Genomic DNA, 25231 nt, shown 5'->3' with positions numbered 1-25231 from the left:
CACTAGCATCTGCATCGGAGAAGCTACTTGGCTAACAGCCCGAGTCTCGCAAAAACCGGTCGCAGCGCACCGAAGTTCGGCGACCTGCGTCGGCGTGCAGTGTTCCTGCTGCTGGCGCTGGTCGTTTATCGTATCGGCGCGCATATTCCGGTTCCGGGTATCGATCCGGACCAACTGGCGAAGCTCTTCCAGAGCCAGTCGGGCGGCATCCTTGGCATGTTCAACATGTTCTCGGGTGGCGCACTGTCTCGGTTCACGATCTTCGCGCTGGGTGTGATGCCGTATATTTCGGCGTCGATCATCCTGCAGCTGATGGCGATCGTCTCGCCGCAGCTGGAAGCGCTGAAGAAGGAAGGGCAGGCTGGACAACGCAAGATCACGCAGTACACGCGGATCTTCACGGTGGTGCTGGCGACGTTTCAGGCGTTCGGCATCGCGGTCGCGCTGGAAAACCAGCCTGGCCTCGTGATCGATCCGGGCATGGTGTTCCGCTTGACGACGGTCGTGACGCTCGTAACGGGCACGATGTTCCTGATGTGGCTTGGTGAGCAGATCACGGAACGCGGGCTTGGCAACGGTATCTCGATCATCATCTTCGGCGGGATCGCGGCAGGCTTCCCGAATGCGCTCGGTGGGCTTTTCGAACTGGTTCGCACCGGCTCGATGAGCATCATCTCGGCGATCATCGTGGTCGTTCTGATCGCAGCCGTGACTTACCTGGTGGTGTTCATCGAACGCGGCCAGCGCAAGATCCTCGTGAACTATGCGAAGCGCCAGGTCGGTAACAAGATTTACGGCGGGCAGTCGTCCCACCTGCCGCTCAAGCTGAACATGTCGGGTGTGATTCCGCCGATCTTCGCGTCGTCGATCATCCTGTTCCCGGCAACCATCCTGAACTGGTTCAGTTCGGGTTCGCGAACCGGCTGGTTTGCGGACACGCTGCACAACGTGGCCGAAGCCCTCAAGCCTGGCCAGCCCGTGTACGTGTTGCTGTACGCGTTGGCGATCGTGTTCTTCTGCTTCTTCTACACCGCACTGGTGTTCAACAGCAGGGAAACGGCCGACAACCTGAAGAAGAGTGGCGCGTTCGTACCTGGCATCCGTCCGGGCGATCAGACGGCACGCTATATCGACCGCATCCTCACGCGTCTGACGCTGGCCGGTGCGATCTATATCGTGTTTGTTTGCCTGCTGCCGGAGTTTCTGGTGCTGCGCTGGAATGTGCCGTTTTATTTTGGTGGAACGTCGCTGCTGATCATTGTCGTCGTCACAATGGACTTCATGGCGCAGGTGCAGTCGTACGTGATGTCGCAACAATATGAATCGCTGCTCAAGAAGGCTAACTTCAAGGGCGGCGGCGTCCCGATGCGTTAAAAGGACCTATGGCCAAAGACGATGTAATCCAGATGCAAGGCGAGGTTATCGAAAACCTCCCCAACGCGACCTTCCGGGTGAAGCTGGAAAACGGCCATGTCGTTCTGGGACATATTTCCGGAAAGATGCGGATGCACTACATCCGCATTCTCCCGGGCGACAAGGTGACGGTTGAGTTGACGCCTTACGATCTGTCGCGTGCGCGGATCGTGTTCCGGGCGAAGTGATTTAGGAAAAAGGGTAATATCATGAAAGTGATGGCATCGGTAAAGCGCATTTGCCGCAACTGCAAAATCATCAAGCGCAACGGCGTCGTTCGCGTGATCTGCAGCTCGGACCCGCGCCACAAGCAGCGCCAAGGCTGATTAGCGCGCTTGCGCTTTTTGTTTGAGGAAAAACAATGGCTCGTATTGCAGGGGTTAACATCCCGAACCACCAGCACACCGAAATCGGCCTGACGGCAATTTTTGGTGTTGGCCGCACGCGTTCGCGCAACATCTGCGTGGCCGCCGGTGTGCCGTTCAACAAGAAGGTCAAGGACCTGAACGACGCGGATCTGGAAAAGCTGCGTGAGGAAGTGGGCAAGTTTGTCGTCGAAGGCGATCTCCGCCGTGAAGTGACGATGAACATCAAGCGCCTGATGGACCTCGGCTGCTACCGCGGCGTGCGCCATCGCAAGGGCCTGCCCCTGCGTGGCCAGCGTACGCGTACCAACGCACGTACGCGTAAGGGTCCGCGCCGCGCAGCACAGTCGCTGAAGAAGTAAGCGGAACTGAAAGTTACAGGAAAACGTAATGGCTAAGGCTTCGAACAACTCCGCGGCGCAACGCGTTCGCAAGAAGGTTAAGAAGAACGTCGCCGAGGGCGTGGTTCACGTTCACGCGTCGTTCAACAACACGATCATCACGATCACCGACCGTCAAGGCAACGCGCTTGCCTGGGCAACGTCGGGCGGTCAGGGCTTCAAGGGTTCGCGTAAGTCGACGCCCTTCGCAGCTCAGGTCGCAGCTGAATCGGCTGGCCGTGTTGCAATGGAATACGGCGTCAAGAACCTCGAAGTGCGTATCAAGGGCCCCGGCCCGGGTCGCGAATCGGCGGTGCGCGCGCTGCATGGTCTTGGCATCAAGATCACCGCGATCTCCGACGTTACGCCGGTCCCGCACAACGGCTGCCGTCCGCCGAAGCGCCGCCGTATCTAAGGCGTCGTTTTAGCCGAACGCCTGAGCCGCCGGAAACGGCGACCCAGGCTCTCGGCGTTATTGAATTGACTAAGCCCACCGTTCGGTTCAAAGAGCCGGACTAGCGCGAAGGCCGGGTTTTCCCGTTTAGCCCTCGCGTGATCAATTATCGAAGGAAAGCAACGTGGCACGTTATATCGGCCCGAAGGCCAAGCTGTCCCGCCGTGAAGGCACCGACCTCTTCCTGAAGAGCGCACGCCGCTCGCTCGCCGACAAGTGCAAGCTCGACAGCAAGCCGGGTCAGCACGGCCGCACCTCGGGCGCACGTACGTCCGACTACGGCACGCAGCTTCGCGAAAAGCAGAAAGTGAAGCGCATCTACGGCGTGCTCGAGCGCCAGTTCCGCCGCTACTTCGCGGAAGCTGACCGTATCAAGGGCAACACCGGCGAAAACCTGCTGCAACTGCTCGAATCGCGTCTCGACAACGTCGTGTACCGCATGGGCTTCGCTTCGACCCGCGCTGAAGCGCGTCAGCTCGTGAGCCACAAGGCTCTCACGGTGAACGGCGTCGTTTCGAACATCCCGTCGATGCAAGTGAAGGCTGGCGACGTCGTCGCGATTCGCGAAAAGGCGAAGAAGCAGGCGCGTATCGTCGAAGCCCTCTCGCTCGCAGAGCAAGGCGGCATGGCAGGTTGGGTGTCGGTCGACGCGAAGAAGTTCGAAGGCACGTTCAAGGGCATGCCTGAGCGCAGCGACATCGCTGGCGACATCAACGAAAGCCTGATCGTCGAATTGTATTCGCGGTAATCGGATTGACGGCCGGGGTAACCTCTGTGCTTCGCGCAGGAGGCGGCCTCGGCCGTTTTTTTCAGGTTGTTGCCATCTCAGCCTTATCGGTGTAACGAGCCGAGGGTATTGAAAAGGAAAACCTATGCAAACCAGTTTGTTGAAACCCAAGATCATCGCTGTGGAATCGCTCGGCGACAACCACGCGAAAGTAGTCATGGAGCCGTTCGAACGCGGCTATGGCCACACCTTGGGTAACGCGCTTCGGCGCGTGCTGCTGTCGTCGATGGTGGGCTATGCGCCGACCGAAGTGACGATCGCAGGCGTCGTGCACGAATACTCGACGCTCGATGGTGTGCAAGAGGACGTGGTCAACCTGCTGCTGAACCTGAAGGGTGTGGTGTTCAAGCTGCATAACCGTGACGAAGTGACGGTTACGCTGCGCAAGGAAGGCGAAGGCGTTGTCACCGCTGGCGACATCGAACTCTCGCACGACTGCGAAGTCATCAATCCGGATCACGTGGTTGCGCATCTGACGAAGGGCGGCAAGCTCGACGTGCAGATCAAGATCGAAAAGGGCCGTGGCTACGTGCCGGGCAACGTGCGCCGTTATGGCGACGAGGCGGCCAAGATCATCGGCCGCATCGTGCTGGACGCTTCGTTCTCGCCGGTTCGCCGCGTGAGCTACGCCGTGGAAAGCGCGCGTGTCGAACAGCGTACCGACCTCGACAAGCTCGTGATGAACATCGAAACCAACGGCGTGATCTCGCCTGAGGAAGCGATCCGCCAGTCGGCACGCATCCTCGTGGATCAGCTGTCGGTGTTCGCGGCTCTGGAAGGCACGGAAACGGCCGCGGAAGCGCCTTCGCGCGCACCGCAGATCGACCCGATCCTGCTGCGTCCGGTGGACGATCTCGAACTCACGGTTCGCTCGGCGAACTGCCTGAAGGCCGAGAACATCTACTACATCGGCGATCTGATCCAGCGCACCGAGAACGAGCTGCTCAAGACCCCGAACCTGGGTCGCAAGTCGCTCAACGAGATCAAGGAAGTGCTCGCTTCGCGCGGTCTCACGCTCGGCATGAAGCTCGAAAACTGGCCGCCGGCTGGTCTCGACAAGTAAGAAGTCTGGCACGGACGCGGATTTTCCTTTAAAATCCGCGTCTTGCCTTTTTCACGTACCGGCCCGTGCCTTGTTAGTTACAGGGCGATAGAAGAGCTGGACTAAAACTTTGTTTCAAGGAAATTGAAATGCGTCACCGTCATGGTCTGCGGAAACTGAACCGCACGAGCAGCCACCGTCTGGCAATGCTCCGTAACATGTCCAACTCGCTCATCGAGCACGAAGTCATCAAGACGACGCTGCCGAAGGCGAAGGAACTCCGTAAGGTTGTCGAGCCCCTCATCACGCTGGGCAAGAAGCCGTCGCTCGCAAACCGTCGTCTGGCGTTCAACCGCCTGCGCGATCGTGACTCGGTCACGAAGCTGTTCGACGTGCTCGGTCCGCGTTTCGCGAACCGTCCGGGCGGCTACCTGCGTATCCTGAAGTTCGGTTTCCGTGTTGGCGACAACGCGCCGATGGCACTGGTCGAACTGCTCGACCGTCCGGAAGTCGCGGAAGAGAACGTCCAGGAAGCGGAATAAGCTTTCCGTCGCTTGATCCCCGGATCGAGCGGCATGCGAAAAAGCCAGGCCTAGCCTGGCTTTTTTGTTTTCGGGCGCGGATTAAATCGCATCGAGCCGTGTTTGCCGGTTGCAGTCCCCTTTTGCCACACGGTGCACGAGAGAAGCCGATCGGCGCCGATGGTACGATTACGTTCTGCCCCGAAGCCCGCGTTTGCTATCGCACGCGCGGCACCACGCCGGAGTTCGTCGTGACCCTCAATGTGACCCTGATGCTGACTACGGTGCCCGACGAGGCCGCCGCCGAAATGCTCGCCGCCGGGGCGCTCGCGCAGCGTCTCGCCGCGTGCGTGACGCGCCTGGGCGCCGTGCACTCGCAGTATCACTGGCAGGGCAACATCGAGTCGGGCAACGAGATCCAGCTGCTCTTCAAGACGAGCCTCGCCCGCGCGGCCGAGCTCGAACAGTTCATCCAGACCCAGCATCCCTATGAGACGCCCGAGATTCTCTCGTGGCAAGCCACGGCGTCGAACGCCTACGGGCAATGGGTCAATGCCGAGACTCAGCGCACCCTTCATGTCTAACCGTTTCGATCGGCGCTCGCGCGCCGCGCCGTACGCTACGCTGTCCGGCTTTCTCCTGCTCGTCTGCTGCCTGCTGCCGATGCTGTTCGGCACTTCGCTCGCGCGAGCCGCCGACGACGACTTCCTGCCGCCCGACCAGGCCTTCACGTTCAGCGCGAGCGAAGCGCCGGGCATGGTCGACGTGCATTTCAAGATCGCCGACGGCTACTACATGTACCGCGAGCGCTTCGCCTTCGCCGCGCGCAACGGCACCGCGCAACTGGGCGAGGCGCAAATCCCGCCCGGCCACGTGAAGTTCGATCCGACCTTCCAGAAGAACGTCGAAACCTATCGAGGCGAGCTGACGATCCGCGTGCCGGTGCAAAAGGCGAGCGGTCCGTTCGATCTCGCGGTGACATCGCAGGGCTGTGCCGACGCGGGTATCTGCTATCCGCCCGCGGAACACGTGTTTCACGTGAGCGGCGCGGCGTTACAGGCCGCGACGGCTGGCCAGAGCCCCGTGCCGGGCGCAGCAAGCTCGACGCCCGTGCCCCAGCCGCAGACGAGCGCAGCGCGCGCAGCAGGCGACACCGAGGAGCCCTGGTACGAACGCGCCACGAGCGCCGACTATGCGCAATCGCTGCTGCAGGGCGGCGGCTTTTTCGCCGTGGTCGGCCTGTACTTCGTGGCCGGCATGGTGCTGAGCCTCTTGCCCTGCTCGTACCCGATGATCCCGATCCTCTCTGCGATCATCGTCGGCGAGGGCGCGCGCGTTACGCGCTCGCGCGGCTTCGCGCTCTCGTTCGTCTACGTGCTCGGCATGGCGCTCGTCTACACGGTGCTGGGCATTGCTGCTGCGCTGGTCGGCCAGAGCCTTGGCGCATGGCTGCAGAACCCGTGGGTGCTGGGCGTGTTCGCGGTGCTCCTCACCGCGTTCGCCGTCACGCTGATCGCCGGCTACGACATCGCGCTGCCGCAGCGCTGGCAGGACGGCGCCTCGCGCGCCACCCAAGGCCGTTCCGGCGGCAAATTCGCCGCCGTCGCCGTGATGGGCGCGCTATCCGCGCTCGTGGTGGGCGCTTGCATGACCGCGCCGCTCTTCGCGGTGCTGGCGTTCATCGCGCACACGGGCAACGCCGTGCTCGGCGGCGCGGCGCTCTTTGCGATGGGCCTGGGTCTCGGCGTCCCGCTGATGATCCTCGGTCTCGGCGCAGGCTCGCTGCTGCCTCGTGCGGGCACCTGGATGGATGGCGTAAAGGTGTTCTTCGGGGTCGTACTGCTCGCGGCCGCGCTGTGGATCGTCTGGCCGGTGCTCGGCGCAACCGCGCAGATGCTGCTCGCCGCCCTCTGGCTGCTGCTTGCGGCCGCCGCGCTTGGGCTTTTCACGCCGAACGCGGGCGCGGCCAATGTCTGGCGGCGCCTCGGGCGTGGTCTCGGCGCGGCGTTCGCGATCTGGGCCGCGACGCTGATCGTAGGTCTTGCGGCGGGTTCGACCGATCCGCTGCGTCCGCTCGCGGTGCTGGCCGCACGCGTGGGTGGCGCGAGCGATGTTGCCGCTGCCGGCGCGGCGCAGTCCGCCGGCGCCAACGAAGCGAACGCGTTGGTCTTCGCGCCCGTGCGCTCGCCCGCGCAACTCGACGCGGCGCTGAAGACCGCGGGCAAGCCGTCGATGCTCGACTTCTACGCCGACTGGTGCGTGAGCTGCAAGGAAATGGAGAAGTTCACCTTCAGCGACCCGCGCGTCCAGGCGCGCCTCGCGGAGTTGGGACTGTTGCGCGCCGATGTGACCGCCAATAATTCGGACGACCAGGCACTGCTCAAGCGCTTCGGCCTCTTCGGACCGCCGGGCATCATCTTCTTCGATACGCAAGGGCACGAAGTGCTGCGCGTGGTCGGCTACGAGAATGCCGACCGGTTCCTCGCGCGCCTCGATCACGTGACGGCGCCGGCGCCGCAGACGCCGGCAGCGCCATCGGCCTGATTGGACTGATGGACGGCATTGCGCGCGCATGAGATCGCGCATCGCCCCGAAAGCAAAAAGGCACGTCCGTGGACGTGCCTTTTTTCATGCGATGCGTGCAGCGCTTACTTCTGTGCGCGCAGCAAACGTGCGGCGTCGAGTGCGAAATACGTGAGGATGCCGTCGGCGCCCGCGCGCTTGAACGCGAGCAGCGATTCCATCATCACCTTGTCGTGATCGAGCCAGCCGTTTTGCGCGGCTGCCTTGAGCATGGCGTACTCGCCGCTCACCTGGTACACGTAGGTCGGAAAGCGGAATTCGTCCTTCACGCGGCGCACGATGTCGAGGTAGGGCATGCCGGGCTTCACCATCACCATGTCGGCGCCTTCCTCGATGTCGAGGCGCACTTCGCGCAGCGCCTCGTCGGAGTTCGACGGGTCCATCTGGTAGGTCATCTTGTTGCCCTTGCCCAGATTCGACGCCGAGCCCACGGCATCGCGGAACGGACCATAGAACGCCGAAGCGTATTTGGCCGAGTACGCCATGATGCGCGTGTGGATGTGGTTCTCGCTTTCGAGCATCTCGCGGATCGCACCGATGCGCCCGTCCATCATGTCCGAAGGCGCGACGATATCGACGCCGGCTTCCGCCTGCGCGCGCGCCTGTGCAACGAGGATCTCGATGGTCTCGTCGTTGATGACGTAGCCGTTCTCGTCGAGCACGCCGTCCTGGCCGTGGCTCGTGTACGGGTCGAGCGCGACGTCGCAAAGCACGCCGAGGTCGGGGAAACGCTTCTTCAGTTCGCGCACCGCGCGCGGAATCACGCCGTCGGGATTCGTCGCCTCGATGCCATCGGGCGTCTTGAGCGCCGGATCGACGACGGGGAAGAGCGAAAGCACCGGAATGCCGAGTTCGACGCACTGCTCGGCGACGCCCATCAGCAGATCGATCGACACGCGCTCGACGCCGGGCATCGACGGCACGGCTTCGCGCACGTTGTTGCCCGCAATGACGAATACGGGGTAGATCAGGTCGTTTGTGGTGAGGAGGTTTTCGCGCATCAGACGGCGCGAGAAATCGTCACGTCGCATGCGGCGCGGACGATGATGCGGATAGAAGCTCATGTCGGCGGATATCTTGAAACGGGATGGGTCCCGGAGCGCAGGAAACTTTTCGGGACAATGGTATATCATACCGATCGAGCGAGGCGCCTGGCGCCGAGCTCCCCGCTTCTCCTCCCTGAGCGGGTGCCTGTCGTTTTTCGATAAGGCTGTTTAACCCGCCGGAAATCACGGCGGGTTTTTTTATGTGCGCCGAAAGCACCGCAGAAAGGCCCCGCAACGCAGCCCGAAAGGGCGCCTGTGCCTGACGTTAGCGTCGCCTGTGTGCGCTAGCGCACATAGCGCGGCGAATGCCGCGCGAGCCTTGCGAAAAGATCTGATGAATGCGCGTGAAAAGCCCGACAGTGTGGGCTTTTAGACGGCTGAGGGCCTGCCTGAAGCGGCCGGCCCGAGGTGCGTTACTACGGTTGTTAGTCGGTTTCGCCGACGGATTCCTGCGGCACGATCCAGCTCTCGATCACGGCGTGCGCCTCGTCGAGCCCCACGCGCTTGAGCGCCGAAAAGAGCTGGGCACTCAGCTTCCCTTCGTAGCCTTGCTTGCTGTATTCGTCGAACGCCTTGTTCGTCGTGCGCAGCGCGAGCACGCTTTCCTGACGCGTCAATTTGTCGCACTTCGTAAGGAGTGCGTGGATCGGCTTGCCGGTCGGTGCAAACCACTCGATCATGCGGCGGTCGAGGTCGGTGAGCGGGCGGCGGGCGTCCATCATCAGGATAAGTCCCGAGAGCTGCGCGCGCGTTTGCAGATAGAGCGAAAGCAGCTGCTCCCAGTGCGCTTTCGCGGCTGCCGGCACTTCGGCATAGCCGTAGCCGGGCAGGTCGACGAGATAGCCCGCTGGTTCGTCGGCGGGGCCGACCGAGAAGTAGTTGATATGCTGGGTGCGGCCCGGCGTCTTCGAGGCGAAGGCGAGCCGCTTCTGGTTACACAGCAGATTGATGGCGGTGGACTTGCCGGCGTTCGAACGGCCGGCGAACGCGACCTCGGGCCGCGCCGTAGCGGGCAGGTCGCGCAGATGGTTCACCGTCGTGAAGAAGCGGGCTTGGTGCAGCAGGAAGGCCATCGAGAAAGGACCACAATGTGAGACAACGCGGCGGGTGGCCCGCCGGGCCCGGAAGCGCCCGGGATGGAATCTGGGATATCGGGGGCAGGCCCGACTGGCGCGGTGCTGCCTTGCGCGCTATTGTACAATGCGATGGTTTACTGAATACCAGTGAGGCCAGCGCGGGCCTTTCGAGGTAGATCGGTCGCTGTCGTCCATTGCAGAACCTGATTCCCACAAGACGAAACAAGGTGCGCGAATGAATCGACTGGGCAAGTGCTTGAAGGTGTTCGAGAGTGCGATAGCGTCAGGTCTTACAGCAAGTTTATTCATGATGGCGGGGCAGGCAAGCGCGGCGGATCAGGGAACGCCGGCCAAGCCCGACGTCGCCCGGGGGCAAGCCATTGCCGCGCAGGTGTGCGCGGCCTGTCACGCGGCGGACGGCAACAGCAGCGGCGGCGCGTATCCCAAGCTCGCCGGCCAGCACGCCGAATATCTCGTCAAGCAACTCAAGGACTTCAAACCGCAGCCCGGCGGCAAGCCGGCGGCGCGCGCAAACCCCATCATGGCCGGCTTCGCTGCCGCGCTGTCAGACCAGGATATGATCAACGTCGCAGCCTGGTTCGCCTCTCAGACACCCAAACCCGGCTACGCGCACGACGCGAAGACCGTGCCGTTCGGCCAGTCGATCTGGCGTGGCGGCATCGCCGATAAGGGCGTGCCAGCCTGTGCAGCGTGCCACGGACCCACGGGCCAGGGTATTCCGATCCAGTTTCCGCGCCTTTCGGGCCAGTGGTCGGAATATATCGTTGCACAGCTCAATGCTTTCCAGCAGGGCACGCGTAACAATAACGATCCGATGCGAACCATCGCGCACCGGCTCTCGGACGACGAGATCAAGGCCGTCGCCGATTACGCCGCCGGCCTGCATTGAGCGAAGCAGGTTTGCCGCACGTTTGATCGGCAGTTTCACCGCGCGGCAGGCCGAAAAACAAGAAAAGGGTGAGGGCGTCGTCACGCTGACGGCGCGCCTGCACCCTTTTTTGCTGTAGCGCCTGATCGGCGAGAAGCCAGCAAGAGCGATAAAGCGGAGTTTGAATGAGCGTCACCACGCAGGGTTTGCAGTTGAATGTTCGCCAGAAGGCGGTGAAGAGCGCCGTCGAGCTGATCAGTTCGATGCGCTTCGCGATTGCGCTGCTCGTCGTGCTCGCCATTGCGAGCATCATCGGCACGGTGCTCACGCAGGACGACCCGTACCCGAACTACGTCAATCAGTTCGGCCCCTTCTGGGCCGACATCTTCCGCTCGCTGAGCCTCTACACGGTCTACAGCGCGTGGTGGTTCATGACGATCCTCGGCTTTCTCGTGGTGTCGGTCTCGCTGTGCGTGATCCGCAACGCGCCGAAGATGCTCGCGGACATGAAGAGCTGGAAGGACAAGGTCCGCGAAGGCAGCCTGCGCGCGTTCCATCACAAGGGCGAGTTCGCGGTGGAGGGCGGCACGCGCGAGCAAACGGCTGCCACGCTCAGCAAGCTGACGGGGCGCATGGGCTACCGGTTCGTCACGCGCGAGAGCGACGGCGCCACACTGATCGCGGCCAAGCGCGGTGCGCTCACGAAGATCGGCTACATCTTCGCGCACCTCGCGATCGTGATCATCTGCCTCGGCGGCCTGCTCGACAGCAATCTGCCGATCAAATTCCAGATGTGGCTCTTCGACAAGACGCCCATCCGCAGTAATGCAGTCATCAACGACATTCCGCCCGAGCACCGGCTCTCGCAGTCGAACCCGACGTTCCGCGGCTACGCGTGGGTGCCCGAGGGCCAGTTCGTTTCCACGGCCATCCTCAACCAGCCCGACGGCTCGCTGATCCAGGACCTGCCGTTCTCCATCCAGCTCAACAAGTTCATCGTCGACTACTACTCGACCGGCATGCCCAAGCTGTTCGCGAGCGACATCGTCGTGATCGACCACAAGACGGGCCAGCGCGTTCCGGCGCGCATCGAGGTGAACGAGCCGTTCGAGTACGACGGCGTCTCGATCTACCAGTCGAGCTTCCAGGACGGCGGCTCGCAGATGTCGATGACCGCGTGGCCCATGTCCGGCGCAAGCGCGAAGAGCTTCCCGTTCGGCGGCACGATCGGCAATTCGGCGCCGCTCGCGGTGCCCGCTGGCCAGGCGGTGCCGGGCGTGGATGGGCAGACGATCGAATTCGCCGACTTCCGCGCGATCAACGTCGAGAACATCTCGAATGGCAGCGGCGCGAACGACGCGCGCGGCGTGGCGCACCAGTCGCTCAAGGAAGCGTTCGACGAGCGCCTCGGCTCCGGTGCGAAGAGCTCGAAGCCGCTCGACCTGCATAACGTCGGCCCGTCGGTGCAGTACAAGGTGCGCGACAAGGACGGCCAGGCGCGCGAGTACAACAACTACATGCTGCCTGTGGACGTGGGCGGTGGCGATCGCATGTTCCTCGCGGGCATGCGCGAGAATCCCGACGATCCGTTCCGCTACCTGCGTATTCCCGCCGACACCGGCGGCACGCCGAAGGAGTGGATGCTGCTGCGCGCGGCCTTCGAGGACCCCGCGTTGCGCGCGCAGGCCGCGAAGCGTTTCGCCGCGCGCTCGGTCCCCGCTTCGAACCGCGAGTTGCAGCAGCATCTCGAGGACAGCGCGGAACGCGTCTTGACCCTTTTCGCGGGCTCGGACGCCCCGCAGGCAGGCGCTACAGGGGCTGCTGGCGCCGCTGGCGGCTTCCAGGCTGTGGCGGCATTCATCGACAAGTCGGTGCCGAAGGAGCAGCAGGAAAAGGCCGCGAGCCTCCTTCTGCGCATGCTGGAAGGTGCGACATGGGATCTCTGGCAGCTCGCGCGCGAGCAGGCCGGCGAGCCCGACCTGAGGCCCGATGCCGACGCCGCGCGCTTCGTACAGGACTCGATCAACGCGATTTCCGACAGCTTCCTGTATGGATCTCCTGTCTATCTACAGCTCGATTCATTCAAGCAGGTGCAAGCTTCGGTATTTCAGTTGACGCGCGCGCCGGGCAAGAAAGTCGTGTATCTTGGCAGCCTGTTGCTCGTGCTCGGCATCTTCTCGATGTTCTACGTGCGTGAGCGGCGTCTGTGGTTCTGGCTGAAGGACCGGAAAGGTCAGGACGGTCAGGACCACGGCGTCGACGTCATCATGGCGATGTCGACCGCCCGCCGTACCCTCGACTTCGAGAAGGAGTTCGCCCGTACCCGCGACGCGGTCGGCCGTGCGCTAGGCACGGCGCCGCAAACGGGCGCCACGAACGATGCGGGCGACACGAACGGCAGCGGCACGGACCGTGCGCCCTGATCGGCGCACGTGATTACAGCCACCCACGATCAACATCGGTAAGCCCATGGACTTGTCTCAGGTTTCCTCCTCCGCGAAGGCTCGCCGCGCCGAACGTGCGCTGGTGGTCAATGCCGCTGCGGCGCACGGCGCCGCGACTGCCCGCGATCCCCTCGCCGACGTGCTGTTCGACGAACGCCCCTTCCTGCGCCGCCTGACGGTGGTCGACTGGCTGTTCGCGCTGGCGCTCGTGGCGGGCGCGGGCTTCGCGCTCTCGCGCTACCACGCGCACATGAACTACTACGACAAGCTGGTGCTCTGCGGCACGACGCCGGCGCTCGTCGTACTGGGCTGGCGCTGGAAGCCGGCGCGGCTGCTCATGGCCGGTATCGCGGTGCTCGCGATTTTCGCGATCCAGATCTACCAGGGCGATCTCGCGCGCGCGGACCAGGCCTTCTTCCTCAAGTATTTCCTCTCCAGCCAGTCGGCCATTCTGTGGATGAGCGCGCTGTTCGTGCTCGCCACGCTGTTCTACTGGATTGGGCTGCTCTCGCGCTCGCCCTCGGGCGGCTCGATCGGCTCGAAGCTGACCTGGGCGGCGGTGCTCATGGGCTTCGTCGGCCTGATGGTGCGCTGGTACGAGTCCTACCTCATCGGCGCGGACGTCGGGCACATTCCCATCTCGAACCTCTATGAAGTGTTCGTGCTGTTCAGCCTCATCACCGCGCTCTTCTATCTGTATTACGAAAGGCACTACAACACGCGTGCGCTCGGCGCGTTCGTGCTGCTCGTGATCAGCGCGGCCGTGGGCTTCCTGATGTGGTACTCGATCTCGCGTGACGCGCAGCAGATCCAGCCGCTCGTGCCCGCGCTGCAGAGCTGGTGGATGAAGATCCACGTGCCGGCGAACTTCATCGGCTACGGAAGCTTCGCGCTTTCGGCGATGGTGGGCGTGGCGTACATCATGAAGGAGCGGGGCGTGCTGGCGGACCGCCTGCCCGCGCTCGAGGTGCTCGACGACGTCATGTACAAGTCGATCGCCGTGGGTTTCGCGTTCTTTACCATCGCGACCATTCTCGGTGCGCTTTGGGCCGCGCAGGCCTGGGGCGGCTACTGGAGCTGGGACCCGAAGGAAACCTGGGCGCTGATCGTGTGGCTCAACTACGCGGCCTGGCTGCATATGCGCCTCATGAAGGGCCTGCGAGGCGGCGTGGCGGCCTGGTGGGCGCTCACCGGGCTGCTCGTCACGACCTTCGCGTTCCTTGGCGTGAACATGTTCCTTTCGGGCCTGCATAGCTACGGCAAGCTGTAACCGAATCGGCCCGCAAGACGAACTAACCGTCGGATGCCTCGCGCTCCGACGGTTTTTTTTCGTCCGCCGGGAAGTTTTCTGCGAATTGCGCGTTTGCCCGCTTGAGGTCATCCAGTCGATCCACGTCGTGCACAGCACGGCAGGACGGGTCGAGATACGATCAATGTGCTGGCGGCGCACGCCACGCAAGAAGCAGGAGCAGCGATATGTGGATCAAGCGGAGCAGCAGGATCTTGCTCAACGGTGACGACATCCCCGCGAGCGAAATCACGCCGCAAAAGGTGTACGAACAGCGTCGGCGCATTCTGCGGGCTGCGGGCGCGCTTGCGCTCGGCGGCATTGCGGGGCCGTTCAGTGCAACGCAGGCGTTTGCGGAATACGCCCCCGGCGACCCGAAGGCGCAGAAGCTCGCCGCGCAGACGAACACGAAGTTCGTCGCGCTCGACAAGGTCACGCCCTACAAGGACATCACGACCTATAACAACTTCTACGAGTTCGGCACCGACAAGGGCGATCCGGCTCAAAACGCGCATACGCTGCGGCCGCGTCCGTGGAAGCTCAGCGTCGAGGGCGAGGTGAAGAACCCGAAGGTCTATGACATCGACGAGATCCTCAAGCTCGCGCCGCTCGAAGAGCGTGTGTACCGGCATCGCTGCGTGGAGGGCTGGTCGATCGTCGTGCCGTGGATCGGTGTTTCGCTTTCCGAACTGATCCGCCGCGCCCAACCTACGGGCAACGCGCGCTACGTGCAGTTCATCACGCTCGCCGACCCCTCGCAAATGCCGGGCCTCGCCGAGCCGATTCTCGACTGGCCGTATTCCGAAGGCCTGCGCATGGATGAAGCGATGAATCCGCTCACGCTGCTCACGGTCGGCCTTTACGGCCAGGTGCTGCCGAACCAGAACGGCGCGCCCGTGCGTGTGATGGTGCCGTGGAAGTACGGCTTCAAGAGCGCGAAGTCGCTCGTGAAGATCCGCTTCGTCGAGAACCAGCCGCCCACCAGCTGGAACAAGTACGCGCCGAACGAATACGGCTTTTATTCGAACGTGAATCCGAACGTCGATCACCCGCGCTGGAGCCAGGCCACGGAGCGGCGCATCGGCGAGGACGGCTTCTTCCAGCCCAAGCGCAAGACGCTCATGTACAACGGCTACGGCGACCTCGTCGCGTCGATGTATCAGGGCATGGATCTGCGCAAGAACTTCTGAGCAACGAGCTTGATGGAGCGAGAGATGGAATCGACGACGACACCGCAGGCCGCCGCGCGCGTGGGGGCGGGCCAGGCGCGCCCTGCGCGAAAGGCGGGGAGTGTGACCGGCCCGCGCTGGCTGCCGTGGGCGAAGGTGGCGGTGTTCGTCGCCGCGTTGTATCCGCTTGCGCGCCTCGTGCTGTTCGGCTTCACGGACGGGCTCGGTGCGAATCCGATCGAGTTCATCACGCGTTCCACGGGCCTGTGGACGCTGGTGTTCCTCTGCATCACGCTTGCGGTCACGCCGCTGCGACGACTCACGGGCTGGAATACGCTGGTCCGCTTTCGGCGCATGCTGGGCCTCTTCGCGTTTTTCTACGCGACGCTGCACTTCACGACCTACATCTGGTTCGACAAGTGGTTCGACGTCGCCGCGATGTTCAAGGACGTGGGCAAGCGGCCGTTCATTACGGTGGGTTTCGCGGCGTTCGTGCTGCTGATTCCGCTCGCCGTGACGTCCACGCGCGCGATGGCGCGCCGCCTCGGACGCCGCTGGCAGACGCTGCATCGGCTCGTCTACGCGATCGGCGTGCTGGCGATCCTGCACTTCTGGTGGATGAAGGCGGGCAAGCACGACCTCGTGCTGCCCAAGCTCTACGGCGCGATCATGGTGGCGCTGCTCGGCTGGCGCGTGGCCGTGTGGCTGCTTGCGCGCTGGCGTGCCTCGCGCGCGGGTACGGGCGTCGCGTAGGTGCAGCGCGCGCAGGCAGGCAAATAAAAAGCGACGCCTTGGCGTCGCTTTTTTACATGAGCAGACGAAAGACTCAGTCCGGCAGCACGCGCTCGCTCGCGAACAACTGCGCGACGTTTTCGCGCTCGCGCGCGAGATGCACACGCTTGCCGTCGACCATCACCTCGGCGGCGCGCGCACGCGTGTTGTAGTTCGAGCTCATCACGAAGCCGTATGCGCCCGCGGAGCGGATTGCGAGCACGTCGCCCGGTTCGATCGCGAGCGAGCGTGCGCGGCCCAGCCAGTCGCCGCTTTCGCACACGGGGCCGACCACGTCGTAGGTCTGCGGCGCAGACTGGCGCGCAACGACCGGCTCCATCGCGTGATACGCGTCGTACATGGCGGGACGGGCGAGGTCGTTCATCGCGGCGTCGACAATCGCGAAGTTCTTTTCCGAGCCCGGCTTCAGGAACTCGACCGTGGTGAGCAGGATGCCCGCATTGCCTACGAGCGAGCGGCCCGGCTCGAAGTAGACCTCGCGCGCCTTGCCCGTTTTCGCACCATACGCCTCGATGCGGTCGAGCACCGTACGCACGAACTCGCCGATATCGGGCGGCGTTTCGTCGTCGTAGGTGATGCCGAGGCCGCCGCCCACGTCGATGTGACGGATGCTCACGCCGTCGGCTTCGATCTGGTCGACGAGTTCGAGCAGCTTGTCGATGGCGTCGAGATACGGCGCGATTTCGGTGATCTGCGAGCCGATGTGGCAGTCGATGCCGACGACGTCCAGGTGCGCCATGGCCGCGGCCGCGCGATAGGTCGCGCGCGCTTCGTCGAATGCCACGCCGAACTTGTTCGCCTTCAGGCCGGTGGAAATGTACGGATGCGTTTTCGGATCGACGTCCGGATTCACGCGCAGCGAAACCGGCGCCTTCTTGCCGAGCTTGCCCGCCACCTCGTTGAGGCGGTCGAGTTCGGGAATCGATTCGACGTTGAAGCACTTCACGCCCGCTTCGAGCGCCTCGCGCATTTCGCCGGCGGTCTTGCCGACGCCCGAGAACACCACGTCCTGCGCTTTACCGCCTGCCGCGAGCACGCGGGCGAGCTCGCCTGCCGAAACGATGTCGAAGCCCGCGCCTTCGCGCGCGAACACGTTGAGCACGGCGAGGTTGCTGTTCGCCTTGACCGCGACGTGCACCTTGGCGCGGCGGCCGGCACAGGCGTCCGCGTAGGCGTGCCATGCGGCGGTGAGCGCCGCGCGCGAATACACATAGAGCGGCGTGCCGTACTGTGCGGCGAGATCTGCGGCCGAGACGCCTTCTACGAAGAGCGTGCCGTTATCGCGGTGAAAAGCGGACTGGGTCATGCGAGCGTTTTACTGGGTTGGCGTGGCGTCGGAAGCCGGTTGCGGGCTGCCGGTGGTCGCGGGTGTGGTGCTGAGGTCGGTGTCCGGGGACAACGAGAGCGGCGTGCCGGAGGTGTCCGGAATCATGCCGACCGGTGCCGAAGCCGACTCGGGAGCACTCGCGGGCGCGCTTGCAGGCGTCGCGCCGGTTTCCGGCTGCGCGGTTTCGAAATTGGGCTTGGGCGGAAGCGGCGGCACGGTGGGCATGTAGAGCGCGCCACGCTGGCCGCAGCCTGCGAGCGCGACGGCGCTGAGCGCAAAAGCCGCTAGAATCGCGCGGGGCGTCCATGCGCTGGGGGCCGCTGCGCGCGTCCAGGAAATGACACGCATAATTGTCCCTGAATGAATAACCGGTGGAGTTTAGCATGCCAGACAATGACTACCTGAGCCGCGCGGAGGCCGTGCTGGCGGCCGTGGAGCGCGCTGTAGACGAGGCCGAAGCGGACATCGAACTGGAGCGCAGCGGCAACGTTCTGACGCTCGAATTCGAGAATCGCACGAAGATCATCGTGAATTTGCAGCCGCCGATGCGCGAAATCTGGATCGCGGCGAAAGCTGGCGGATTCCACTATCGCTTCATCGACGGCGAATGGCGCGACACGCGCACGGGCACTGAGTTCTTCTCGGCGCTCACGGCCTATGCAACGGAGCAGGCGGGCGAGCCGGTGCGGTTCGAGCCGTAACTGCGCAAGCTTGAGTTCGCAAAAGGAACGGGCGCCAGTTGGAAAACTGGCGCCCGTTTTTCATTGCCACTGCCGCGGCGAGCCTCAGTGCCCCCGGAACAGATTCATGATGTCTTCCTTCTCTTTCGCATTTACGTGCTCCGGCGTGGGCGCGGCGCCCGCGTCGTCCGCGCCCGACGCGCCGCTAGCCGACGCTTCGAGCGCCGCCTGACTGATGCCCACCGTCGAGACGAAGCCGTGGCCCGGCGTGGCGTCGGCGTAGTAGAGCTCGTCGCCGAGCGTGACGATGCCGTCCGGCATCGCCATCTTGTACTCGGGCACGCCGCTGAGCGCCTTCTGCATGTAGTCGATCCAGACCGGCAGCGCGAGACCGCCGCCCGTCTCCTTGTCGCCGAGGCTGCGCGGATTGTCATAGCCGATCCAGGCGATTGCGGCCAGCGTGTGCTGATAGCCCGCGAACCAGGCGTCGCGCGAGTCGTTGGTCGTGCCGGTCTTGCCGCCCAGGTCGGTGCGCTTGAGGACGTTCGACTTCGCGCCCGTGCCGCGCTGCGCGACGCTCTGCAAGAGGCTGTTCATGATGTACGCGTTGCGCGGGTCGATGGCGCGCGGCGCGTTCTGCTCGGCCACGAGCGGCTGCGCCTGGGCGACCACCATGCCGCGCTGGTCGGTGACCTCGGCGATCAGGTACGGATTCACGCGATACCCGCCGTTGGCGAACACCGAGTAGCCGGCCGCCATCTGCAGGGGCGTGACGAGACCCGCGCCGAGCGCCATCGGCAGGTAGGCGGGATGCCGGTCGGCGTCGAAGCCGAAGTGCGTGATGTACTGCTGCGCGTACTTCGTGCCGATGTGATTGAGGATACGGATCGACACGAGGTTCTTCGACTTCATGAGCGCCGTACGCATGCTCATCGGGCCGTCGAAGCCGCCGCCGTAGTTCTTCGGCTCCCACGGCTGGCCGCCCGTTTCGGCGGCGCTGAAGAAGAGCGGCGCGTCGTTGATGACGGTCGCCGGCCCGAGCCCCTTGTCGAGCGACGCCGAGTAGATGAACGGCTTGAAGCTCGAACCCGGCTGACGCCACGCCTGGGTGACGTGGTTGAACTTGTTCTTGTTGAAGTCGAAGCCACCCACGAGCGCGCGGATCGCGCCGTCCTGCGGCACGATCGAGATGAACGCGCCTTCGATTTGCGGCAGCTGCGTGATTGACCAGTCGCCTGCGTTGTTGCGCGCCAGCCGGATGATTGCGCCCGGCCGGATTTTCTGCGACGGCTGCGCGCGCGCGGAGAGCGCGAACTGCGCGAAGCGCAGCCCGTCGCCGGTGATGCTCGTGGTGTTGCCGTCCATGAACGTGACCCGCACTTCCTTCGGGCTTGCCGCCGTCACGACCGCCGCCACGAGTTCGCCGTTGTCGGGGTGCTCGACGAGCGCGTCGTCGATGGCCTGCTCGCGTTCGTCGTTGTCGGTCGGCAGGTCGATGAACGCCTCGGGCCCGCGATAGCCGTGGCGGCGCTCGTAGTCCATCAGCCCCTTGCGCAGCGCGCGATAGGCGACGTCCTGATCGGCGGAGTCGATGGTGGTGACGACGTTCAGTCCGCGCGTATACGCCTCCTCGTGGTACTGCGCGTACATCATCTGACGCACCATTTCCGCGACGTACTCGGCGTGGACGCTGAATTCCTTGCCCGCGCTCTTGACGACGAGCGGTTGCGCCGCGGCCTCGTCGTATTGCTGCTGGGTGATGTAGTGCAGCTCGAGCATGCGCTGGAGAATGTACTCCTGGCGCACCTTCGCTCGCTTCGGATTGACGACCGGGTTGTAGGCCGACGGCGCCTTGGGCAGCCCGGCCAGCATTGCGCACTCGGCGAGCGTGAGGTCTTTCAGATCCTTGCCGAAGTACACGCGCGCGGCGCTCGCGAAGCCATACGCGCGCTGGCCCAGATAGATCTGATTCATGTACACCTCGAGAATCTGATCCTTCGAGAGCTTCGACTCGATCTTGTAGGCGAGCAGCATCTCGTAAATCTTGCGCGTGTAGGTCTTTTCGCTCGAAAGGAAAAAGTTGCGCGCCACCTGCATGGTGATGGTGCTGGCACCCTGGGTGGCGTGGCCATTGGTGAGCGCGACGAAACCCGCGCGCGCGATGCCGGCGAGATCGACGCCACCGTGATCGTAGAAGCGCGCGTCTTCGATGGCGAGAATCGCCTTCTTCAGGTTGTCGGGCACGTCCTTGAAATGGACGATGTCGCGCCGCTCCTCGCCGAACTCGCCGATCAGCACGTGGTCGCGCGTATAGATACGCAGCGGCACCTTCGGGCGATAGTCGGTGAGCGCCTCAAGCGACGGCAGGTTGGGCGTCGCCACGACGAGCGCGTAGCCGAGCACCAGCGCCACACACACCACGCCGGCGAAGATGAGGCCGAAAAAGGCGATCAGCAGCGTGGCCCACCACGGGCGCTTGCGCCGCCGGGGCGGCTCGGGCGGCGTGGAAGGCGGGACGGACGAAGGAAGCTGATCTTGCATACGAACACCAGAAAAACAGTCCCGCGATTATAGCCGCCGCTCGCTCGCGGGCTTTCGAGATGCTTACATTGGCGGCAGGGGCGAGCACGCAACCCGCTGTTTTTGTCGACGCTTCTGTTGATATTCGCACTGTAGACGCGCCCTTCGCGCGTGGATAGCGCTTGCACCGACCGTTGGCAGTTCGGCCGAATATTCGCGCGCCGCCCCGGTTCGCACAATTTCCCCATCGTGGCGCTGCGAACGGTTTGCGGCGCGTGGACTTACGGGAGGGATGCGATGGGTTTCGGGAATCCGCTGTTGTTGGGCGCACGCCGCTTTGCCGCGGGTGTGGATTTAAGTGCGCGCGGGGTCACGCTCGCGGTGTTAAGCCGGCGCATTGTCGGGGCGGGGCCGGTCCGCCTCGAATGGCTGGCGGCCGCGCCGCTCGCGCGCGAGGCGCTCGCAGGCGCGGAGATCGTCGACCGGGCGGCCATCGTCGCCGCGCTTCGCAGCGTGTTTGGCGAGCTGCCGCGCGCCAGCGCCGCGGCGTCGCTGCGTTGTGCAATGGCGCTGCCCACGAGCGCGACGCTCGTCGCGACCGTGCCGCTTGCGCGTCTGGCGCCCGCGGGCGCAACGGACGAATCGGGTATTCACGCGGCGCTCGAGCCGCTCGTGCTGGCGGAGGCGGAGCGCGTCGCGGGTGTGGAGCGCGGCGAGCTTGCGGTCGACTGGGACGTGCTGCCGGCCACGCCACGCAGCCACGAAGCGCAGGTGACGATCGCGGCGACGGCGCGGCAGCACCTCGAAGCGCGCATCGAATGCGCGGCAATGGCAGGCATCACGCTGTGCGCTGTGGACAACGAGGCGCACGCCGCGTTACGCGCCATGCGGCACGCGGCGGTGTACGAGCTGCCGCCGCACGAACCCTGGGTGGCGATCTGGGTCGGGCCGGAGGGCGTATACGGCTGGTTGCTCGTCGACGACGCGGTCATCCGGCACACGCGCTTTCCCGCGCTCGAACATGCCGATCTCGTGGAGGCGCTGCGCGACCTCGTCGACGGCGAGCAGGCCGGCTGCGTGCAGGTCTCGGGCGAGCTTGCCATGCTGCGCGGCGTGAACTTCACGCTGGCCGATATCGGCGACGCACTGGGCGCACCAGTGCTGCCCTTCGAATGTGGACCGCTGGCCGACATCGAATGGCCGCTCACGCCGACGCTTTTGCATGATCCGGCGTGCGCGGTGGCGTTCGGACTTGCGCTGCGCGGGGTGGCGGAATGACGCTCGCGCGCGCCGTGCGGGTGTTTCCGCGCCGGGCTGTCGGCGGATTCAATCTGCTGCCGTGGCGGCGGCGCGAGATCCGCAGGCGGCGCTGCTGGCGTCTGCTTGAATGGGGCGCCGCGGTGCTTGGCGGGTGCTTCTGTGCGCTTGGTGTCGTGCTTTGGCAGCACGTCGAATGCAGCGCGCTCGAGGCTCGGCGCGAAGCGCTGGAACGGCCGCTGGCGCAGTGGCGCGCACCGCTCGCCGAGGCGGAGCGCCTCACGCGGGAGAGCGAAGCGCGCCGCGTCGGCGATCGACTCGCGCGACAGCACGCGCGGGCGACGGCGCGCTTTTTCGCCCTCGCAGACGCGTTGGCGAGCGGCGTTCCGCCGGGCGTCGGCTTGCAGCAGCTCACGCAGTCCGCCGATGAAACCGATCTGCAGGCGAGCGCGGCGGACGAAGCGGCGGCAGCGGCCTGGCTCGGACGGCTGCGCGCGCTGCCCGATGTCGAGGCCGTGAGTGTGCCCGAACTCAGGCGCGCCGCGCCGGCCAGCGCTGCACGCGAGCGTGCCTCAGACGGCGAACCGATTCGCGTGGCGGCTCATCTCATCTGGCAAGGCGCGAGCAAAGTGCCGCGGGCCGGCGCACCGCGAGCGCGCGAGGCGTCGCGAGCGTCGAGCGGCGCCGCCGCGAAGGAGGCGACATGAGCACGATGCCAGCGCACGTTGGACACGAGCGGACGCTCGTTTCGGCTCGGTCAGGCGCGAGCATCGCATTGCGCGGATGGCCGCCGCTTCACGCGTGGAGCACGCGTCGCCGCCGGGCTGTCGCGTCGACGATTGCCGTGCTGGCTTTCGCCGGCGCAAGCGGCGCCTGTATCGTCGGGGATCCGCTTGATGTGCATGCAGCACGCGCTGCGCTGGAAGCCGCTCAAAAGCGCAACAGCGACGCCCGGCAAGCACTGGAGCGCCTGCCCGCGCTGCGCGAGGCTGCAGCGCGAACGCCTTCGCGTGCGCTGCGTGCTGGCAATTCCGCCGACGACATTCACCGCATCTCGCAACTCGCCGCGCAATCGGGCCTCGTGCTGCGTGCGCTGGAGCCGGGCGCCGCGGGCGGCGCGCAAGCCGAGGCGTTCCGCTCGATCAAGCTCACCGCACAAGGCAACTTCGCGCAATTGCGCGGATTGCTCGAAGGGCTGGCGCGCGAGCCGGCGCTGACGGTGGCATCCGAGCTTGCAATCCGGCGGATGGGAACCGGTTCGTCAGTCTCGGCAACGCTGCATGCGTACGATGCGCTTCCCGCTGTGCCGCTGGCGGTGGCGTCAGCCTCAGCAGAGTCTCGCGATCCCTTCACTCACGCGGCTTCCGCCGGGAGCGCGGAAGCCGGGTGGCGCCTTGCCGGCATCCTCCAGGATCGGCAGCGCATCGTCGCGCTAGTGGAAACGCCCACGGGCGTCGTGACCGCGCAGGCGGGCGAGTCGATCGGCGATGCTCGCGTGCTGGAAATCGGGCCGGCGCGGGTCGTCGTCGCTGCGGGTGGGACGACGCGCGCGCTCGGCTGGACGGAGACAGTGAAATGAGCGCGTTCAAGTGGAGCGTTGCTGTCCTCGGCGCGTCGATGGCGAGCGCTGCCGCGTGCGCCGCGTGGGGCGCGGTGCCGCCGCCTCAACCTGTGTGGGCACGTTCGCCAGTGGCGCTCGAGCGCTACGAAGTGGCGCCGTTGCCCAACGGGGCGGGGGAGCCCGCAGCGAATCAGTGGGTTGACAATCCGTTCGTGGGAGGCAGCGATGCCCCGATGCCCGAAGACGTTTCGCAGGCACTCGCGGACGGCGACGCTGGCATGTCACAACGTGCTGCCCAACCCTCGCGCGAACCCGGCGGCGACGCGTCAGCGGCCGGGCCGCTCGAAGGGCCGCCCGTACCGATGCGCGCGCCGATGCGCCTTGGCGACGCCGCGGCAGCAAACGACGGGTTGCCGCCCGACCGGCCGATCACGCTCAACTTCCAGCGCGCTGAACTCACGGCCGTCCTGCACGCGTTCGCTCAGTTCACGAAGCTCAACATCGTTGCAAGCGAACGTGCTCGTGGCCAGGTGACGTTGCGCCTTGACCGCGTGCCGTGGCGTACCGCGTTCGATCTGTTGCTGGAGGCAAACGGTCTTGCGATGTCACGCATCGGCGACGTGATCTGGGTCGCGCCCGCCGCGGAGGTGGCGGCACGCGAGCGGCAGCGTTACGAGGCGCACGCTCGGGCTGTGGAGCTGGAGCCGCTTGCCAGCCGCTCGTTCGAGTTGCATTACGCGCGCGCCGAGGATTTGCGCCGGTTCCTGACCGGCTCGGGGACACAGCGCGCACTTTCGAAGCGCGGCACGGCGGTGGCGGACGCGCGCACGAACCTCCTCTTCGTCACCGACCTGCCGGCGCGACTCGACCAGATCGGCGAACTCGTGTGGCGGCTCGACGCGCCCGCGCGTCAGGTGCTGATCGAGGCGCGCATCGTCGAAGGAGACGAGGGGCTGTCGCGCGAACTGGGCGTGCGTCTTGGCGTGACGCCGGTAAGTGGGGATGCAACGATGCACCGGGGCCTGACCACGGGAGCGGACGGAACGGTGTACAACCTCGCAGCGGGCCCGATCTCCGGCTTCGAGGCCGCGGGCCTTGGGCTGACGCTGCTGGCCGCCCGCGCAACGCGCCTGCTCGACATCCAGTTGAGCGCGCTCGAGGCCGAAGGGCGCGGGCGCGTGGTGTCGAGTCCGCGCGTCGTCACTGCCGACCGCACGAAAGCCGTGGTCGAGCAGGGCACCGAGCTGCCTTATCAGGCCAAGGTCGGGCAGGGCGTTTCGGGCGTGCAGTTCCGGCGCGCAAGCCTGAAACTCGAAGTCGAGCCGCAGATCACACCCGATGGCCGTGTGATACTTGACCTCGATGTGGCGAAGGACAGTGTCGGCGAGCAAACGGCCGCCGGGCCTGCGATCAACACCAAACACGTGCAGACGCGCGTCGAAATCGAGGACGGCGGTACGGTCTCGATCGGCGGCATCGACGCGACGGATGACCGCGATGATGTGACGCGAGTGCCACTCCTGGGCAAAATACCGGTTCTGGGCGCGCTTTTTTCGCATCGCGCGCACCGCGATCAGCGCAGCGAGCTGGTGGTTTTCATCACGCCGCGCGTCGTGGAGCCGAATTGACCCTGATTG

At 64.9% G+C, this 25231-nt stretch carries 25 protein-coding genes; 20 read left to right on the top strand and 5 right to left on the bottom strand.

The window, feature by feature from the left end:
* The first annotated feature begins 27 nt into the window (after positions 1-27).
* The 10 genes from secY (at position 28) to dsbD (ending at position 7506) form a co-directional block, all read left to right on the top strand.
* The gene (gene secY / locus E1N52_RS28895; protein ID WP_028206524.1) at positions 28-1374 is read left to right on the top strand and encodes a preprotein translocase subunit SecY; all 1347 of its coding nucleotides are present in this window, start codon (positions 28-30) and stop codon (positions 1372-1374) included.
* An 8-nt stretch (positions 1375-1382) separates the two neighbouring features.
* Complete coding sequence (infA, locus tag E1N52_RS28890; RefSeq protein ID WP_004521905.1) at positions 1383-1601, top strand: translation initiation factor IF-1; 219 nt, start codon at positions 1383-1385, stop codon at positions 1599-1601.
* A gap of 21 nt (positions 1602-1622) precedes the next feature.
* Entirely contained in the window at positions 1623-1739 is a 117-nt protein-coding gene (rpmJ, locus tag E1N52_RS28885) for a 50S ribosomal protein L36 (RefSeq protein ID WP_027819338.1), read from the top strand.
* 35 nt (positions 1740-1774) lie between these two features.
* Positions 1775-2140 (top strand): 30S ribosomal protein S13, encoded by a 366-nt coding sequence (gene rpsM, locus E1N52_RS28880; RefSeq protein WP_028213337.1) that lies wholly within the window; start codon positions 1775-1777, stop codon positions 2138-2140.
* Positions 2141-2168: 28 nt separating this feature from the next.
* Positions 2169-2573, top strand: coding sequence for a 30S ribosomal protein S11 (gene rpsK, locus E1N52_RS28875; protein ID WP_006052224.1), 405 nt, complete (start codon positions 2169-2171; stop codon positions 2571-2573).
* 163 nt (positions 2574-2736) lie between these two features.
* Positions 2737-3360 (top strand): 30S ribosomal protein S4, encoded by a 624-nt coding sequence (rpsD, locus tag E1N52_RS28870; RefSeq protein ID WP_133186302.1) that lies wholly within the window; start codon positions 2737-2739, stop codon positions 3358-3360.
* 124 nt (positions 3361-3484) lie between these two features.
* Positions 3485-4462, top strand: coding sequence for a DNA-directed RNA polymerase subunit alpha (locus E1N52_RS28865; protein ID WP_133186300.1), 978 nt, complete (start codon positions 3485-3487; stop codon positions 4460-4462).
* Between the two features lie 128 nt (positions 4463-4590).
* Positions 4591-4983, top strand: a complete 393-nt coding sequence (rplQ, locus tag E1N52_RS28860; protein ID WP_027797304.1) for a 50S ribosomal protein L17 — start codon at positions 4591-4593, stop codon at positions 4981-4983.
* Positions 4984-5234: 251 nt separating this feature from the next.
* On the top strand, positions 5235-5546 hold the full coding sequence (cutA, locus tag E1N52_RS28855; protein ID WP_133186312.1) for a divalent-cation tolerance protein CutA: 312 nt from the start codon (positions 5235-5237) through the stop codon (positions 5544-5546).
* Complete coding sequence (dsbD, locus tag E1N52_RS28850) at positions 5539-7506, top strand: protein-disulfide reductase DsbD (RefSeq protein ID WP_133186298.1); 1968 nt, start codon at positions 5539-5541, stop codon at positions 7504-7506. Before cutA ends, dsbD begins: the two co-directional genes overlap by 8 nt.
* A gap of 104 nt (positions 7507-7610) precedes the next feature.
* On the opposite strand, the gene hemB is transcribed toward dsbD, so the two are convergent.
* Together hemB and yihA are read right to left on the bottom strand one after the other, a co-directional pair.
* The gene (gene hemB / locus E1N52_RS28845; RefSeq protein WP_028206531.1) at positions 7611-8609 is read right to left on the bottom strand and encodes a porphobilinogen synthase; all 999 of its coding nucleotides are present in this window, start codon (positions 8607-8609) and stop codon (positions 7611-7613) included.
* A gap of 407 nt (positions 8610-9016) precedes the next feature.
* Positions 9017-9664: a ribosome biogenesis GTP-binding protein YihA/YsxC gene (gene yihA / locus E1N52_RS28840; protein WP_133186296.1), complete on the bottom strand. Its 648-nt coding sequence runs from the start codon at positions 9662-9664 to the stop codon at positions 9017-9019.
* A gap of 238 nt (positions 9665-9902) precedes the next feature.
* Here yihA and E1N52_RS28835 point away from each other — a divergent pair, with 238 nt between their 5' ends.
* The 5 genes from E1N52_RS28835 (at position 9903) to msrQ (ending at position 16210) form a co-directional block, all read left to right on the top strand.
* Positions 9903-10577 carry a c-type cytochrome gene (locus tag E1N52_RS28835; protein ID WP_133186294.1) on the top strand — a complete coding sequence of 225 codons (675 nt, stop codon included), beginning with the start codon at positions 9903-9905 and terminating at the stop codon, positions 10575-10577.
* Positions 10578-10741: 164 nt separating this feature from the next.
* Positions 10742-12979 carry a cytochrome c biogenesis protein ResB gene (locus E1N52_RS28830; RefSeq protein ID WP_133186292.1) on the top strand — a complete coding sequence of 746 codons (2238 nt, stop codon included), beginning with the start codon at positions 10742-10744 and terminating at the stop codon, positions 12977-12979.
* A 46-nt stretch (positions 12980-13025) separates the two neighbouring features.
* Entirely contained in the window at positions 13026-14270 is a 1245-nt protein-coding gene (ccsB, locus tag E1N52_RS28825) for a c-type cytochrome biogenesis protein CcsB (RefSeq protein WP_133186290.1), read from the top strand.
* 206 nt (positions 14271-14476) lie between these two features.
* Positions 14477-15478: a protein-methionine-sulfoxide reductase catalytic subunit MsrP gene (msrP, locus tag E1N52_RS28820; protein WP_133186288.1), complete on the top strand. Its 1002-nt coding sequence runs from the start codon at positions 14477-14479 to the stop codon at positions 15476-15478.
* A 12-nt stretch (positions 15479-15490) separates the two neighbouring features.
* Complete coding sequence (msrQ, locus tag E1N52_RS28815) at positions 15491-16210, top strand: protein-methionine-sulfoxide reductase heme-binding subunit MsrQ (protein ID WP_133186286.1); 720 nt, start codon at positions 15491-15493, stop codon at positions 16208-16210.
* Positions 16211-16283: 73 nt separating this feature from the next.
* Here the strand turns inward: msrQ and lysA are convergent, their stop codons facing one another.
* Complete coding sequence (gene lysA / locus E1N52_RS28810) at positions 16284-17555, bottom strand: diaminopimelate decarboxylase (RefSeq protein ID WP_133186284.1); 1272 nt, start codon at positions 17553-17555, stop codon at positions 16284-16286.
* Between the two features lie 9 nt (positions 17556-17564).
* On the bottom strand, positions 17565-17924 hold the full coding sequence (gene lptM, locus E1N52_RS28805; protein WP_133186282.1) for an LPS translocon maturation chaperone LptM: 360 nt from the start codon (positions 17922-17924) through the stop codon (positions 17565-17567).
* Between the two features lie 35 nt (positions 17925-17959).
* On the opposite strand from lptM, the gene cyaY reads away from it, so the two are divergent.
* Positions 17960-18277, top strand: coding sequence for an iron donor protein CyaY (cyaY, locus tag E1N52_RS28800; protein WP_028206540.1), 318 nt, complete (start codon positions 17960-17962; stop codon positions 18275-18277).
* A gap of 84 nt (positions 18278-18361) precedes the next feature.
* Here cyaY and E1N52_RS28795 read toward each other — a convergent pair whose 3' ends face one another.
* Positions 18362-20797 (bottom strand): penicillin-binding protein 1A, encoded by a 2436-nt coding sequence (locus E1N52_RS28795; protein ID WP_133186280.1) that lies wholly within the window; start codon positions 20795-20797, stop codon positions 18362-18364.
* Between the two features lie 276 nt (positions 20798-21073).
* Here E1N52_RS28795 and pilM point away from each other — a divergent pair, with 276 nt between their 5' ends.
* The 4 genes from pilM to E1N52_RS28775 are packed head-to-tail and all read left to right on the top strand — an operon-like array spanning position 21074 to position 25222.
* On the top strand, positions 21074-22054 hold the full coding sequence (gene pilM, locus E1N52_RS28790) for a type IV pilus biogenesis protein PilM (RefSeq protein ID WP_133186278.1): 981 nt from the start codon (positions 21074-21076) through the stop codon (positions 22052-22054).
* Positions 22051-22740, top strand: a complete 690-nt coding sequence (locus tag E1N52_RS28785; protein WP_133186276.1) for a PilN domain-containing protein — start codon at positions 22051-22053, stop codon at positions 22738-22740. The genes pilM and E1N52_RS28785 overlap by 4 nt, the downstream gene beginning before the upstream one ends.
* Positions 22737-23612, top strand: coding sequence for a hypothetical protein (locus tag E1N52_RS28780; protein ID WP_133186274.1), 876 nt, complete (start codon positions 22737-22739; stop codon positions 23610-23612). Before E1N52_RS28785 ends, E1N52_RS28780 begins: the two co-directional genes overlap by 4 nt.
* Complete coding sequence (locus E1N52_RS28775; RefSeq protein ID WP_133186272.1) at positions 23609-25222, top strand: type IV pilus secretin PilQ; 1614 nt, start codon at positions 23609-23611, stop codon at positions 25220-25222. The genes E1N52_RS28780 and E1N52_RS28775 overlap by 4 nt, the downstream gene beginning before the upstream one ends.
* Positions 25223-25231 lie beyond the last annotated feature (9 nt).

This window comes from Paraburkholderia guartelaensis (assembly GCF_004353905.1).
In the GTDB taxonomy this organism is placed as follows: Bacteria; Pseudomonadota; Gammaproteobacteria; order Burkholderiales; family Burkholderiaceae; genus Paraburkholderia; species Paraburkholderia guartelaensis.
Note: the sequence above shows the minus strand (reverse complement) of the source record. Positions and strands in the feature narration are given on the sequence as shown.